12 protein-coding genes and 1 tRNA gene are annotated in these 14,532 nt (G+C 64.4%); 2 read left to right on the top strand and 11 right to left on the bottom strand.

The genetic code is table 11. From position 1 onward, the window contains the following. The gene (locus HF024_RS16160) at positions 1–1,419 is read right to left on the bottom strand and encodes a PLP-dependent aminotransferase family protein (protein ID WP_168690254.1); all 1,419 of its coding nucleotides are present in this window, start codon (positions 1,417–1,419) and stop codon (positions 1–3) included. A 47-nt stretch (positions 1,420–1,466) separates the two neighbouring features. On the opposite strand from HF024_RS16160, the gene HF024_RS16155 reads away from it, so the two are divergent. Continuing rightward, positions 1,467–2,690, top strand: a complete 1,224-nt coding sequence (locus HF024_RS16155; RefSeq protein ID WP_168690252.1) for an MFS transporter — start codon at positions 1,467–1,469, stop codon at positions 2,688–2,690. A gap of 27 nt (positions 2,691–2,717) precedes the next feature. After that, a complete protein-coding gene (locus HF024_RS16150; protein ID WP_168690251.1) occupies positions 2,718–3,302 on the top strand; it encodes a dihydrofolate reductase family protein in 585 nt (194 codons plus the stop codon). A gap of 61 nt (positions 3,303–3,363) precedes the next feature. Here HF024_RS16150 and HF024_RS16145 read toward each other — a convergent pair whose 3' ends face one another. The 10 genes from HF024_RS16145 to HF024_RS16100 form a co-directional block, all read right to left on the bottom strand. Beyond that, positions 3,364–3,969, bottom strand: a complete 606-nt coding sequence (locus HF024_RS16145) for a DUF305 domain-containing protein (protein ID WP_168690249.1) — start codon at positions 3,967–3,969, stop codon at positions 3,364–3,366. 77 nt (positions 3,970–4,046) lie between these two features. Beyond that, entirely contained in the window at positions 4,047–4,514 is a 468-nt protein-coding gene (locus tag HF024_RS16140; RefSeq protein WP_168690248.1) for a DUF6153 family protein, read from the bottom strand. A 99-nt stretch (positions 4,515–4,613) separates the two neighbouring features. Next, positions 4,614–4,701, bottom strand: a tRNA-Ser gene (locus HF024_RS16135). Positions 4,702–4,830: 129 nt separating this feature from the next. Beyond that, complete coding sequence (locus HF024_RS16130; protein WP_168690246.1) at positions 4,831–5,637, bottom strand: hypothetical protein; 807 nt, start codon at positions 5,635–5,637, stop codon at positions 4,831–4,833. Between the two features lie 3 nt (positions 5,638–5,640). After that, on the bottom strand, positions 5,641–5,904 hold the full coding sequence (locus HF024_RS16125) for a hypothetical protein (protein WP_168690245.1): 264 nt from the start codon (positions 5,902–5,904) through the stop codon (positions 5,641–5,643). A gap of 670 nt (positions 5,905–6,574) precedes the next feature. Continuing rightward, the gene (locus HF024_RS16120) at positions 6,575–7,660 is read right to left on the bottom strand and encodes a hypothetical protein (RefSeq protein ID WP_168690244.1); all 1,086 of its coding nucleotides are present in this window, start codon (positions 7,658–7,660) and stop codon (positions 6,575–6,577) included. Further along, complete coding sequence (locus tag HF024_RS16115; protein ID WP_168690243.1) at positions 7,653–9,566, bottom strand: hypothetical protein; 1,914 nt, start codon at positions 9,564–9,566, stop codon at positions 7,653–7,655. The genes HF024_RS16120 and HF024_RS16115 overlap by 8 nt, the downstream gene beginning before the upstream one ends. Positions 9,567–9,575: 9 nt before the next feature. Beyond that, positions 9,576–10,724: a hypothetical protein gene (locus HF024_RS16110; protein WP_168690242.1), complete on the bottom strand. Its 1,149-nt coding sequence runs from the start codon at positions 10,722–10,724 to the stop codon at positions 9,576–9,578. A gap of 385 nt (positions 10,725–11,109) precedes the next feature. Beyond that, positions 11,110–12,045, bottom strand: a complete 936-nt coding sequence (locus HF024_RS16105; protein WP_168690241.1) for a PfkB family carbohydrate kinase — start codon at positions 12,043–12,045, stop codon at positions 11,110–11,112. After that, a complete protein-coding gene (locus tag HF024_RS16100) occupies positions 12,045–13,895 on the bottom strand; it encodes a hypothetical protein (RefSeq protein ID WP_168690240.1) in 1,851 nt (616 codons plus the stop codon). Before HF024_RS16100 ends, HF024_RS16105 begins: the two co-directional genes overlap by 1 nt. Positions 13,896–14,532: the final 637 nt, after the last annotated feature.

The raw sequence follows: 14,532 nt of genomic DNA, 5'->3' as shown, positions 1-14,532 counted from the left end.
TCACCGGAGCAGGTCGGCGAGGGCCGCCACCCCAGCGCGGATCGACTCCTCCGACGTGTTGCCGAACCCGAACACCAGCTGCGGCGGATGCGGGCTGTTCGTCGAGCGGTACGTGCTCATCCCGTAGAGCGCGACCCCGCGCGTGCGGGCCTCGTCGACGATCTGCTGCTCGTCCGCATCCGGTGCCAGGTGGGCGACCGCGTGGAACCCCGCCGCCAGGCCGGTCAGTCTCACCGTCGGCGCGTGCGCCAGCAGAGCAGAGGCGAGCGCGTCGCGGCGGGCGGCGTAGAGGGTGCGCATCCGGCGGAGGTGCCGGTCGTAGCGTCCGGACTCGATGAGACGGGCGAGGGCGAGCTGGTCGAGCGTCGGTGCGCCGCGGTCGGCGGACTCCTTCGCGGCCGCCACTTCGTCTGCGAGCCAGGCCGGCGTCACCGTCCAGCCCAGGCGCAGGGCGGGCGCGAGTGACTTGCTCACGGTTCCGAGCGTGACCACCCGGTCCGGCGCCAGCCCCTGCAACGATCCGATCGGTTCGCGGTCGTAGCGGAACTCGGCGTCGTAGTCGTCCTCCACGATGATGCCGTCGCGGCGCACGGCCCAGGCGAGCAGCTCGCGGCGCCGCTCGGGGGCGAGAACGACGCCGGTCGGCCACTGGTGCGCGGGGGTCAGCACCACCGCGCGTGCTCCACTCGCGTCGAGCGCCGCCACGTCGATGCCGAGCTCGTCCACCGGCACGGGCACGGCCGAGCCGCCGACCGCCTCCGCCGCGCGCGTGACCGTGCCGATCGAGCCGGGATCCTCCACCGCCATCGTGGCGATGCCGCGCCGGGCGAGTGCGCGGAACGTGAGCGCGACGCCCTGGGCGAATCCCGCGCACACGACGATCTGGGCAGACCGAGCGTTCATCCCCCTGACGCGCCGGAGGTACGCGGCGACCACCTCCCGCAGGCTCGGGTCTCCGCGCGGGTCGCCGTAGTCGAAGGCGGCGTTCGGGGCGCTCCTCGTCGCTTCGCGGATCGCCCACGTCCAGTCGTCGCGCGGGATCGTGCCGAGGTCGGGGACTCCCGACGCGAAGTCGGCGACCCGGGCGGGTAGGTCGTGCTGCACCCCGGCGGTCGGCGCCTCTCCGACTCCCTCGACCGGCTCGACCTGCACCGCGGCGACGCGCGTCGCCGACCCGGTCTGCGCGACGAGGTAGCCCTCCGACCGCAACTGCTCGTAGCAGTCCTGGACCGTTCCGCGCGCCACGCCGAGGCTCGCCGCGAAATCGCGCGAGGAGGGGAGCCGTTCGCCCGTCGCGAGCCGCCCATCCTGGATCGCGGCCCGCACTTGCGACTGCAGCTGGGCGCGCAGGGGAACGCCGGAGTCGCGGTCCAGCCGGACCAGCAGCTCGGGACTCGAATTGGACCACTCCACCGCCATGCGAATGGATCTTACCGCCATGCCACCCCGAATTTAGGGTCGTTTCCATGACCACCATGAGCCTCGGCATCACCGCCCTTCCGCAGCGTTCCCCGCTGGTGACGCGTCCGCTCCTGCTGCGCTTCGTCTCGATCGTCGCCTGCTCCGTGGGCTTCTTTCTCCCGCTCGCCGCCGTGCCGCTGCTTGCGGACGCGACCTCGCCGGTCGGCGGCGGCGTCGCCAACGGCGCGCTGCTCGCGGCGACCGTCGCCGGCGAGCTCGCCTCGCCGTGGTTGATGCAGCGGGTCGGCGTCCGGGTGGTCCTCGCGGCGGGGCTCGTGCTGCTCGGAGCGTCGACGTTCGTCCTGCTGTTCTCGGTGTCCCTTCCCGTTCTGGTGTCCACGGGCGTGCTGCGGGGCCTGGGCTTCGCGCTGGCGATCGTCGCGGGAGGCGCGGTGACCGCTGCGATCGTCCCGCCCGATCGCCGCGGCGAGGGCCTCGCGCTCGCCGGGCTGGTGAGCGCCGTTCCGTCGCTGCTCGCGCTGCCGCTCGGGGTGACACTCAGCGCCGTGGCTGGTCCCGGATGGGTGTTCGCGATCGCCGGGGCGGTGCCTCTGCTCGCGGTGGCCTCGGTCGGCGGGCTGCCCGGGCGGGCAGCAGGGGCGCAGACGGCGCGGGTCTCCTCGCGAACCTCCGGACGGTCGGGAGCCAGCATCCTCGCGGGTCTGCGCTCCCCGGAACTGCTGCGGCCGGCGCTCGTGTTCGCGGCCTCCGCTGCCGTCGCCGGGGTGGTCGTCACCTGTGTCCCCGGTGCGCTGACCGGCTCCGCCTCCGCTCTCGCTCCCGCCCTGCTGCTGGTGCAGCCGGCCGCGGCGGGGCTGGGACGCTGGCTCGCCGGCCGGTACGGCGACCGTCTCGGGCACCGCCGCCTGTTCCTCCCCGGCATCGCCCTCTCCGCCGCCGGTATGGCCGCGATGGCGGCGGCTGCCAGCGCTCCACTCGTGCTCGCCGGCGGTGTGGTCTTCGGCCTCGGCTTCGGCGCCCTGCAGAACAGCACCATCTCCGCCATGTACGAGCGCGCCGACGAACGCCAGTTCGCCACCGTCAGTGCCCTCTGGAACGCGGGCTACGACGGCGGGATGGCGGCGGGCGCGTTCGCGGTCAGCGCCCTCGCCGCCCTGGTCGGGCCGGCCGTCGCTTTCCTCGCCCTCGCCGTGGCACTGCCGTTCGTCCTCACGCTCGTGCGGCGCAGCGCATCCACCACTGCATCCACCACCCGTCCCACCCGATAACGCGCCACCGACAGAAGGACAACGACAATGGGAACACTCACCGTCGCGATGTTCATGACCATCGACGGATTCACCGAGCGGGCGGACGGCAGTCTGATTTCGCCGGACTGGTCCGACGAGATGCAGCAGTACTGGTCGGGCGCGAACGCGCACGACGGCCAGCTGCTCGTGTACGGACGCACCGCCTTCGAGTTCAACGCGGCGTACTGGCCGACAGCGGACACCGCCGAGAACGGCGACGAGTACCGCGCGTTCGCCCGCACCATGAACCGCCTGCCGAAGGTGGTCATCTCGGACACTCTCGAGCAGCCGGGATGGAACGCCACCGTCGAGCGCGGCCCGCTGGACGAGGCGGTCACCCGCATCAAGCAGCGCCACGACGGTGAAATCGTCGCCGTCGGCGGCATCTCCCTCGTCGCGGCCCTGGCGACAACCGGCCTCGTCGACCACTACCGCCTGCTGCTGATGCCGCGCCTGGCCGGCTCCGGACGCTCCATCTTCGCCGACGGAATCCCCGCCACCGACCTGACGCTGGTCGGCTCCCGCCGGCTCGACACCGGCGCACTGCTGCTCGACTACGACGCTGGGCGGGAAGCACGGGAGGGCAACTGAGGCGACGGGCGCCGCCACGACTCCGGAGAGAGGTGACGGCGCCCGCGTTCGACCAGAGAGGTCAGAGGCTCGCGAGGAGCTTCTTCATCTCGGCGATCTCGGCGGTCTGCGCTGTGACGATCTTCTTCGCCAGCGCGACGGCGTCGGTCGCCTGTCCCTTTTCGGTCTCGGCCGTCGCCATGGTGACGGCGCCCTCGTGGTGCTGGATCATCTGGGTAAGGAACAGCCGGGATGCCTCGGTGCCGGACGCCGCGGTGAGCGCGTCCATGTCCTGCTGCGACATCATGCCGCTGCCGTCCATGTCCATACCGCCCATGCCGGTCTCCTGCCCCCAGGTCCGGAGCCACCCGTTCATGGTGTCGATCTCCGGCTGTTGAGCAGCCTTGATCTTCTGCGCGAGCCCGGTCACCTGCGCGTCGACACCCTGCTTGGCCAGCAGGGTGTCGGACATCTCGATGGCCTGCTGATGGTGGGCTACCATCTCCATCGCGAACGTGACGTCTGCGTGGTTGTGGTCGGAGGTCGCGGCGTCCGTGCTGGAGCTGTGGTCCATCCCCGGCATGTTCCCCATCCCGGAGCCGTCCCCGGAGGGGCCGGGGGTGCATCCGGCCAGTGCCGTTGCGGTCAGGAGGGCGCCGGAGGCGAGCGCGATCAGTCTGATGTTCATGTGGATTGTCTCTTTCGTCGTGTGGATGTGCAGATGTTGGGCAGGCTGAAGCACCACCGCGCGGGGTGCAGCGTGCGTCATCTGCGGTCGACGGAGAGAGCAAGAAAAGACGGCGGCGACCATCCGATGGTCCTGGCGGCCGTCCGGATCAGGGTGGAGGGTGCGGCGCGAGTGCCGGCACCGAGCAGAGCCCTGGCCAGAGCGGGAGCCAGCAGCAGGATGGTCGCGGCGAGCAGCGCGAGCGTGCACACCATGACGGTCATGTCGTGCATCGGGTCGCAACCGCCGGCGGCGCAGGCGCTGGTCGTTCCCGTGGCTGACATCGCCGCAGGGAGAGCCCAGGGGTCCGCGGCGGTTCCGTGAGACGGAGCCTGGTCCGCGACACCGGCCGCCACGTGGGACGCGGCGAATTCGTGCGATTGGCTCACCGGTGTGCTGACCACGTGCATGGCCAGGAGGCCCGTGACGATGCCCGCGACCGCGATCAGGAGGATGAACAGGCGGCGCCACGTGCGGGTGTTCATCGAGATGCCGTCGGCGAGCATGCGTTCTCCTTCCGCTGCCACGCTAGCGGCACAGTCTGGATGCGCGGCCGGGGCGTCGTCGGGCCAACAAAAAACCCCCGGCGAACCGGGGGTTTTCTCTGGTGGCTCCGACCGGCATCGATCCGGTGACCTTTCGATTTTCAGTCGAACGCAGGGCGTGACATGGGCCCCGTACAGTGACAGATCCTTGATTTTCCGCGGAAGTAGATGCTCTGAGATCACGTTAGATCACATTGAATCTCGGAGGTTTGTAGTCAAAATGTAGTCACGCCCACGAACCATGGACCGCCTCTTTCGCTGTCAGCGGGGCATCCGATCATTCGTTTGAAGTTACGTCGCCGTCGATCTCTCCGAGCAGCGACTGCTGTGCCTCGGGCGTCAGAATCGTCGACCATAAAATTCCGCCAGGTTCGGGCTGAATCTTCAGATGTGGGCCAGGCTCAGGGAGCCAGTCGTCCACGGTGAGGCCGTCAAATGCTGAGAGCAGGAGCGCGAAAAAGTCGGGGTCGGTTGCTCCGACCGAGCTGATTGCCAAGTAGACCTGACCGTCGTTGAGCATCCGGATCCGGACCCGGACGTCGGTAGGACCGTAGGTGAATCCGCGGATATCGCCTTCTTGCATCGAGAGTGAGGCCGCGCGTCTCACTAACGGCGGAACCGCCTCTACGAGCGCGAGAGCCAGCTCCGCTTCGAGTCGTTTTACATCCCATGCTTGCGGCAGGAGGAAATCCGTCGAGCAGCTATTCGGGCCGGCAGCATGTGCCTCGGAATCCAGCCGCGAATAGAAGTCGTGTTGAGGCGAGTCGTTTTGTCGCGCACCGCCGGCGGTCAGCCACCACCAAGCCTCTCCGGTTTCGAGCGCTGCGCGGGGGCTGTCATCGACTGCACCGCGCACGTTTCCCGCGGCGCCCCGCCATGCACCCGTCTTCACTTTGAGCCAGACGCGGTCCGTTAGCGAAAGAATTCGTTCAGCCGAGTTGGCGGCCACCATGTGCGGAACTGCTTGGGCGCGAACGATAAGAGGATGCTCGAGTTCGCTGAGCGGAACATCGAGCTTTGGCACATCGATACGCAGATCCGAGAGTGCCCTCCTGGTGGGGCGAACGGGCGAAGTGTCGGCCACGGGCTACTCGGTGGGGAGTCCGCCAAGCTCCTCGAGCTCGGCTGCGCTCATGCCGGTCAATACAGACACTGCGGCATACTTCGATCCGTCGAAGCGCGACAACGACTCCTTGATCGCCGCGTTGAGTTCGTCGCGGTGCACCTCAACGTATTCGCGGACAGCGTCGCTGACGATGTCCTTCTTCGTTCGACCGAGGAAGTGTGCAGCGTCGCTGATAAGCCGGTCGGTGGTCGCATCGACCTTTACGGGACTCTGGGTGGCGGACATTGTTCCAGTCTCTCGTTTGGAGTGGTACCAAAGTACCCTAGTAGCCAAGCCTAGACAATGGCTGGTAGCACCTTCCTCCGCCGTCTGGTCGCGCCATTACTCGGTTTGCTTGTCGCCGACGCGCGTGGGCCGAGTCGCGTGATTGAGTACCCAGATTTATCAAGCAACCTGGTTTACACGAGGCCGCCGTCATTCCGGGCGTCGAGGAGTGGTCCACCTAAAGTGCCTGCGTGCATTCGCTCTTCTCTTTGGCTTTGGTTTCTTTCTCCCTGGTGTTTGGTGTTCCCTGTCTTCGGTCACTTAGCATCGGCCTTATTGGTTCGGGAGGTTGGTCCTTATGGCTAGACGTTTCCTCGGGAGTTCCGTGTTCGTGCGATCGAGTTAGTCCGGATCCGCGACCGACCGTTGTTGCAGGTCGCTGGCGAGCTCGGCATCTCGAACTCCGCGTTGTAGCGGTGGGTGGCCGAGGACGACTTCGCCAAAGCGGAGGCTGAGAAGGCCGCCGGTGTTCCGCCCATGGGCAGTGTCGGTGACTGCTGCGACAACGCGGGAAATGACCTCCTCACCAACCAAGTGCGGCAAACAGTCGGCATGCCAGCGTGAGAGGCATCAGCTGCACCTACTTCGCCCACGGACGGGATGCAGCAGAAGGCGGCGCCAGGTTGGCGGACTACAACGCCAAGGGCTCGGGACGTTCCAGCCAGACGTGCATCAACTCTGGTTCGTCCGTGACCGGGGACCCGTCAGCGACGATTTCGTACGCGTAGTCCTCAACGTAGATCACGGGCAGCTCTTTCTCGATCGCCGCGAGAAGCGCACCGAGCGCCATCACCTTGCTGCCGATCGGTGAGAGCACCACGCGGGAACCTCCGACCCCTTCAAACACCTCTTGTCGAAGCTCGTGCAAACGAAGAATAGTTCGATACAGGTCGAGTGGGTCGCTCTCGTCGGCGTAAACGAGGTCTCGGGGGTCAGGCTGCCAGATAACATCATCGGAACTGAGGAGTTCCACAAGAAGCTCGTCACCGGCTCGCGGATCGACCGACGGAAAAGGGATGATCGGGCAGACTTCGTCAGGCTGGACCTTTTCATGGATTCGCTGCAACGTGCTTGCGCGACCGGTCGCGAGCTGCGGAAGCCAAAGAGTTGCCACCCGCTGGGTACCCGCGGTGAGCGCGAACTTGTTCGCGAACCCGTGAACGGTAGTCGCTTCCTCGCTCGGGATGGGGCGGATTCGGCTGTCGAGCTCCGGCTGGTGAGCGACGAAGACATGGAGATTGTAATCAGCCTCTTTGCTCTGAAGAACGTGCCGGAGCGTCGCGATTGTCGGGAAGCTGATTCCGACCGACAACGCGCTGATGTCGATGACGATGTCTGTGTATGCCGCAAAGTCCAGTGCGTAGAGCTGGCTGGCGAGCCGACGGCCCCCGACGACCGAACCGTGAGGGTCGAAGATGTCGATGTCGATGATTACGTGGTCAGGGATCGACTCCAGGATCTCCGCGGTATTCGCTTCAGCATTCACTTTGAGCTCTGGGTCGGATTCTTGGCGGACCTCCTGAATGAGCGCAATTCTCACGCTGCCGCGAATTGCCTTGGCAAGTGTTGTCGCGACCAAGGGCGAGCGTGGGTCGAAGCCGGCGCCCCCGATGATGAGAGTGTGCTTGTCCGGGTCGGCGAAGTAGTCATTGACGAACGCGTTGAGTGCATCGCCCTTGTGAGTGATCGCGGTGTCCCAGTACCCGATCTCAGGCATGTTCGCCGCCGATCATCTCACTGAGGTCATCCAGGGTCGTCGGCACCCACCCGCCTCGGTTGAGCGTCAACCCGTAGTGAAGGCGGACGGTTCCTGTCAGCTCCAGCAGGCACCACTTCTGCGATTTCGTGTTCTGTTCAGGAACCATGTTCAGCGCGTTGTATGCGATCGCGAACTGCAGGACCTGAGCCAGCTTCGGGTGCGTCGTGGTGATGTGTTCCCATTCGTCAAGATCCACTCCGACTCCGCCGGCGCCATGACCCAGCGGCGCGGTCACCTCCAAGCTGCGCGCCACGCAGATCGTCGCGATCGCCTCCGTGAGCTTTCGAATCGCTTTTGAGTGCGGAAAGTCCCAGGCCTGGATCAGGCCGCCAGCTCGTTCCCGGAGAATCCGGTCTTGGTCTCGGGAGGTGAGCACAACCTCTTTGCCGCGGATGAGTTTGGTCTCCAGCTGGTCCACCACGGCCGCGGCGAGATGCAAGAACTGCTCAGCATTCTCCGACCCGGCGTCGCACAGGTCGTCGATGCCCTGGTAGTAGGGGCGCTGGTACTCGTGAAGCAGAAAGATCTTCGCGCCATCGCGGACGCCAGCGTCGACCTTCAACGGCCGAGACGGGTCAAGGTCGGCGAGGTCTTCGTCATCGACTCCGTCGAACAGGCTGATCTGGCTGTTCTTCGTCCGGTCGGAGTAGCGGTGAAGGAGGATGTTGATCGTAGCCAGACGCACGTCCTCGGGAAGAACTTCGGACGCACCGGGCTTGCTATCGACGAGCGCTTCGATCTCGAGTCGCCGAGCGTCGGTAATACCGAGCCGGATCTGGGCGGTGTCCACTTGGCCGCGTAGCTTGGCGAGCTTGCCAGGCGGAAGCGTCTCGGGTTTGGTCTCCAACATGGCCCCGAGTTCAATCAACCCGCGACGGTCAAAGGTAGGCATACGTCGTAAGTAACGCCCGCTCATGTCCTTGGCCATCCGCCGGAAGCTGTTGCGCTCCTGGGTGCGAGCCTTCCCACCCTGCATCTGAATGATGGTGAACTCGCGGGTCGGCGACAGACCTGGTTCATCGAGCAAGACCTGCGAGGGGGTGAGCGCATCCAAGCGGGTGATGATCCAGCGGGCGACTTTTAACTCGCGACGGGCCAACCACCGGCGGAACCGCTCGAGTTGACTTGGCTGCAGGGTGTGGGCGTCGTCAAGGATGATCAGCGGGCGTAGCGATTGCTTCTCTCCGTCCTTACCGACGACTTCGAACAGGTCGATGACGTCGAATGGGCGATATGCGGTCGAGGCGTCCTCAGCGATCTCCTGTACTGGAGGCGGAACGAGTGCTGCCGAGATGTTGTAGATCGCGTACTCGACCTCGGTAGCCCTTTTAAGGATCGCGTCGGCTCTCTCCCCGCCGATGAACGCGAGCGCCGCAGTGGAATTGCTTTGCGGGACGATACTGATCTGTTCCAGCTCGAAGCCCGCTGCTTGAAGGTTCTGAATCCAGGCGATGACCGCACGAGCCTGGATAAGCGCCGTCATCAAACCCAGTTTGAGTTCTTCGTCGTACGGAAACTCCCAGAACTCTCGGTATTCCGACTCCAGCGGCAGGCGAGCGCCGAGAACGGATGGCTGGCCGGCGACGACCGCTCCGATGTCGCTGAGGTTGCCGAGAAGCGGTCGGTACGTGTCCAGGCTCTGGTTTCGAAGCAGTAACCGCAGAGTCGGGTACTGAAAGAGGCGGGCCATCGTCGTCTTCCCACTGCCGGGGGTTCCGATGATCATCACCAGCCGATCAAACAGCTTCCCAGCGTCAGCGGCTTCGCGGAAGAGGTTCGCGATCGGCTCCGGAGAGACGATCGAAAGGAACGCCTCGTCGTCCCTGAGGTATTCGGTGGCTCGCTTTTCGAACGGATTTGCCATGTTTCCTCGCTACAGGTGCCGCTGCCGTCGCCGGAATAGGGGCGTCATCGATGGCTTGGGGTCTTTGTGCTCTGCCCACAACAAAGCGATCGAGTTGTTCGGAGTGTTGTGCTCGAGGACCACGGGAAGCGCGCATGCCCCATAACCCAGGCCAAGGTGTTTGACACCGCCGACCCTTGAATGTCGGGTTTCAATTGCTTCGTTGTAGTGCGTTTTCGTGAGCTCGATGAATGCTCCGTCACCGCGCTCGACTGAAACTGGAAGGTTCTCCGGGAATACGTAACCGTAGGTAAAACGCACCTCTGTCCACGTCGCGTTGGCGAGCGAATCGGCTGCCTGTTCGAAGTTCTTCTCGAGAACCTGCGATGCACGCGTCGATGCCATGTAGTGGTGAACGTGGACCTTCCAACCGTCTGCGAACAAGGCGTCCTGGATGCTCTCACCGTCTGCGTTGTCGATCTTCATCGAGATCGACTCCATAAACTTGTGAAGCTTCCCCTTCCACTTTTTCTTGTCTTCGTCATACCGCAGGAAAGAAGTCCCGGTGGCTGTGAAATCGTCGATGAGGAATACCATCTCGAACTTAGCTTCGGGGTCCTTCGTATCCTCGCGAAGCTCGGAGAGCAGGTTTCGCCACTTTTCCTGGTCCACTTGAGTGGTTCCCACGACTTGTTCATTGCTGAGTCGACCAGGGTTACTGTGACGGAGAACATCAATGCGTGCGCCGTCGCTCAGGCCGAGGAAAAGAGAGCGGCGACGGAGGCGCTCGACGTCAGCCTCCCAGTCCTGGGACGTAAGAATCTTGTACGGGAGGACTTCGCGTCTTCCGGCAAGCTCCTCGATGAAGCGCGCGTGGGCTACCGCCGGGTAGAACTGCTCTACGAGGTGCTGTGTCTCGCTGAGGCCGATGAACACCAGGCGCTCTCGGACGAAGTCGTAAGCGATTGCTCGCTCGACTTCGGCGAACTGCTGGAGCCACCGGGCGAGGCTTTCGATGAACCGCATACCCGCTTGAAAGTCGCGGTAGGCGTCGTATTTCATCTCCGCCATCAGCTTCAACCATCGGTACTCCGAGCGGGCCCGGTCATCGTCCCAGCCCATGATGTCGCCGAGAACGCGCAGGTATAGGTCGCGCGCGTCGCTTGTGTTGTTCGGCATGTAATGGGCCCCCGAGTGCCGGTGGTAGCAGCTGTGACTAAACGCTACTGGACTGTCTGCGCTCAGGATTCGCGATCCTGTGACCAGAACGGGTGATACTCGACCCAACCGGCGGCCAACGGCCCGCATCGAGCAACGTTAAAAACCCTAACGGTGGAGAAACGGTTGGATGAGCAGGGTGAGGCCTGGATCAGAAACTCTCTCACCGCAAGGTTGTGGCGGAGTGCGGTGATTACTACACCCAGTCTGCCTATGTGCAACGGCCTGGGTAGGACTTGGAGGTCGAGGACGAGAGTCCGCACTTCACTGTCTTCGGGCTGGATGGCAAGTCGGCGACCTGGGGAGTCAGGACGTTGGCAACTCGACCGCCCTAACTGTCGAGCCCTCAAACGGTCAGTAGCTGACCTTCCCGAATCACTCGTGGGCAGACGAAAGCTTCGATGTCGCACGCTGGCAACTCCGTCATCGACTCGGGGCGTACCCCTTGCCAGCTACAGGCGTCCGCTCCGAACCGTTGGCCCGACTGGACGGCATCGCGGATGGTCGTCGGCCGTTCGAGTGCGTCGGCGATATCCCCATTGCGGCCAAGGCGCTGCAGCAGCCCAGCCGTCGTCCAATCGCCCGCGCCCGCGCTGTCCACCATCTGATCGACTGCGAATGCGGGAAGCACATCGGAAAAGGTGCTGGCATCGCTCAGGCGGTAGCGGGCGCCGGCGGAACCGAGCGTTTCGACGAGAACAGCGTCAACGTCGTTCAGTTGGGAAGCGAATGCGGGGCCGCGCTCCTCCGAGTACTTGATCAAGCTGGCGGCCTCGGCAGCACGCCGGAAAAGGAAGGGGCGGCCGAGTCCAGCGGGTTCGAAGACAACCGTTGTGCCCTGGGCTCCCCAGATCTCTGCCAGGCGGATGCCGAACAACGTTGCCCTGTCGAAGAAGTAAACGTCAGGGGCGGGAATGGCGAGGGCGATGCTCTCAGCGATGGCGGCAGGGCCGGGACGGTGCTTGGCGAACCGCGCACCGCAGACCGGGCAGCTGAACCGCCACTCGTGGTCCCCTCGAACCCGTTTCTGCACTACGACGGGCGTAGTCCAGGCGGGGTGTCTCGTTAGGTGGTCTACGTACACACCTCGGTCGGCGAGGTAGTCGTGTAGGTAGTCGCCTGCCGGATCGTCCCCGATGGTTCCAGCGAACCCCGTCGACCAGCCAAGCGATTCCATCGCAAGTGTGACGTTGACCGCGGTCCCGCCAGCGGTGACCGCCAACGGATCGCCGAGAACAACATCGACGGTTGCGAATCCGGATGCGAAGAGTGTGGGCGACATTACGTGGTCACGGCCTCGCGTTGGAGCGCGGGTGGAAGGAAGCGAACCCGCCCCCGACGGGTCTGCAGGAGGCTGAGTGCGTATGCAAGCGCGGCCGGGCCAATGCGATCTGCCGCGGCGACGTTCCAGCACCGCGTAGGGTCGGCCGAGCATCGGTCAACGGAGACCGACAACGGCGCGGCCGCGAGCATGGCGAAATCATTTCCCCCAAGATTACCTTGGTCTCCGACCACGAGAACCTCCCCACCCCAGTGCTCTCGCAGCCAGATCAGGTACGTGTCCTTGCCGCCATCCGCCGGAATGATATCGACGCTGTGGGCGCTTGCCTGGACGCGAATCGGCAGCAGCGGTGCGTGGGCAGCAACTGTGGAGGCCAGGGCGCTCAGCGCGGCGACCGAGAGCGTGTCCGAGCCGAGGGTCATCTGGTCGCCGCTGATCTCTACTGAGATCGTCGTCGCGATCTCGAATGGAGCCAAGCGTTCTCTCAGAGATTGAAGGTTCGGGTTCTCCGGCTGAGTCTGCGGCATTTCCTGGTCGAGTGTGAGACGGAGCGTCCCGTTATGTAGTCCCAACCAGACTCGGCTCCAATGCTCAGCGGGAACCCATGCTCTTAGGTCTCGGTGGAGGCTCTTGCCACGCCCGGATGCGAAACCAACACCGATCCCGAGCTCGAGTACGTGAAGGAGCGCGTTTTGGATCTCCTGAGTTGGCAGTTCCCACCGGTGCCGTGTTTCAACACAGGTGCCGTCGTAGTCGAGGAGGACACCGGAGACGTCCGCTACCATCGACTGCTTACGCCATTGCGCGTACGCGTCGCGATAGATCGACCGTTCCGTTGAGTCCAGCGGGAGTCCGGCCGCTCGAAGCTTTCTCGCGACCGGATCAAGCGGCTTGCTGGGGAAGAGTCGTTTGAACGGAAGATGGTAGAGGTCGCGGCCGAACGCGGGCACTTTCGGCCGATGTGGTTGAACGCCCTGCGCTGCTGCTAGAGACTCCGGGACGTGCATAGCCCTAATCAGGAGTTCCAAGCTTCCCGCAAGCCCACCGATATCCGTGGACAGTTCCACGACGTTCACCTGCTCTGGAAGCGTGGCACGGGTGCGATCTGCCAGAGCACGCGACGAAGGAGACACCAGAAAGACGACAGTGGTGTCCTCGCGTCGCGCCAAGCCAACATGACGGCCGTGAGCAAGATTCCGGTAGTCGGTGACTTGAACATCTGCCAGGCCGAGCTCATGGAGTCTGACTTCAATGTCTGTAGCGGCAGCGGCTTCACTGTCGCCAGCCACGACGAGCAACCGTCTGGTCAGCGGGGGAGTCTCCACCTTCGCGTTCAACGGAACCGAACTCACATCCTGGTTGTAGATCCGTGCAACGATCACCGACATGATCAGGACGCTCTGCGTTGCCAGGAACCCGTCAGACCCGTTTGGCGCGGGAATGGTGACCACTGTGACCAGAGCTGACTTGTACAGCGGATCGAGGTCATTGATAGACCGTTGAGTGATCAGTACGACGCGGAATCCGGAGTTCAAGGCGACCCGGGCTGCGAAGGTAGTGTCCGGGTGTTTTGCGCGGGCCGAGAGGATGAGCACGGTGCCCGTGTCCAGGCGAGGGGCCTTTTGGACGAAGTTCAGCGGTGAGACCGCATCGGCCGGAGCGGAACGGAACCGGCTGTGAAGGTCGGCGGCAAGGCGTGCCGCAGGCGCTGCGCCGCCGGAGGCGACCGCGTAGACCGGTCCGCCAGCAAGGAACTCTCGCGCGGCGCGGAGCTGGTCATCAGCGGGCTCGTTCAATGCGGCACGGAAGGCGCTTGGCAACCCGGATAGCTCGTCTTCGTAGGTTGTCATCACCGGATTCTTTCATGGGCGGACGACATCCGCAGGTAGGGTGCTCCACCCGTTTCGCCGCCGACAACACGCGACGGATGGGGACTGGCGCGGACGATGTTGCCGCGGGTCTCCGTTGCCGATTCTCGAGCGGTGCTGACGTACTTCCTCGGGGCCGTCAGGGGACACTTGCGAACGCCTCCTTCTCGCGCAGGGCGTCGTGCTCGTTGCATCCGATCCTCGAAAGCGCGGCGCTCGGCAGACTGGCGTGACAATGCAATGGTGGAGTCCCCGTAAAGGGACCGAGGGTGCAAATCCTTACGAAGCAGCGCCTCACCGGCACTGCAAAGGGCAGCCGATCTTGCAGAAGATAGGCCGGTCCGGGGCGTCGGAGGTCGACTACGAGGCCCACCGTGCGTCCATGCTTCGGAAGATGCAATGAGACGCCTGCGGCGGCGCTGTACCTGCTGACTTGTTTGTCTTTCGCCGGCCGATCGTAGCTTGCTCCCGGTTCTCGTGCCGGGCTTTCGCGGCATATCCTCGCTCCGTTGGGCTCTGTTCTCGTATGCCACGGTCCCGGCACTGCGCCCCTCCCACTCGCTCTCGATCTCTCCGCCGGAAGGCAAACAAGAACGAGAGGACAAGGGAGTGAATTGAC

The sequence above is a fragment of the Leifsonia sp. PS1209 genome (assembly GCF_012317045.1).
Lineage (GTDB): Bacteria > Actinomycetota > Actinomycetes > Actinomycetales > Microbacteriaceae > Leifsonia.
The sequence above is the reverse complement of the archived record's forward strand: the minus strand, read 5'-3'. Positions and strand labels throughout refer to the sequence as shown.

Coding starts and splice junctions, on each gene's coding strand:
- HF024_RS16160 (WP_168690254.1), bottom strand. CDS start 1,419: ATGGCGGTGGAGTGGTCCAATTCGAGTCCCGAGCTGCTGGTCCGGCTG.
- HF024_RS16155 (WP_168690252.1), top strand. CDS start 1,467: ATGACCACCATGAGCCTCGGCATCACCGCCCTTCCGCAGCGTTCCCCG.
- HF024_RS16150 (WP_168690251.1), top strand. CDS start 2,718: ATGGGAACACTCACCGTCGCGATGTTCATGACCATCGACGGATTCACC.
- HF024_RS16145 (WP_168690249.1), bottom strand. CDS start 3,969: ATGAACATCAGACTGATCGCGCTCGCCTCCGGCGCCCTCCTGACCGCA.
- HF024_RS16140 (WP_168690248.1), bottom strand. CDS start 4,514: ATGCTCGCCGACGGCATCTCGATGAACACCCGCACGTGGCGCCGCCTG.
- HF024_RS16125 (WP_168690245.1), bottom strand. CDS start 5,904: ATGTCCGCCACCCAGAGTCCCGTAAAGGTCGATGCGACCACCGACCGG.
- HF024_RS16120 (WP_168690244.1), bottom strand. CDS start 7,660: ATGCCTGAGATCGGGTACTGGGACACCGCGATCACTCACAAGGGCGAT.
- HF024_RS16115 (WP_168690243.1), bottom strand. CDS start 9,566: ATGGCAAATCCGTTCGAAAAGCGAGCCACCGAATACCTCAGGGACGAC.
- HF024_RS16110 (WP_168690242.1), bottom strand. CDS start 10,724: ATGCCGAACAACACAAGCGACGCGCGCGACCTATACCTGCGCGTTCTC.
- HF024_RS16105 (WP_168690241.1), bottom strand. CDS start 12,045: ATGTCGCCCACACTCTTCGCATCCGGATTCGCAACCGTCGATGTTGTT.
- HF024_RS16100 (WP_168690240.1), bottom strand. CDS start 13,895: ATGACAACCTACGAAGACGAGCTATCCGGGTTGCCAAGCGCCTTCCGT.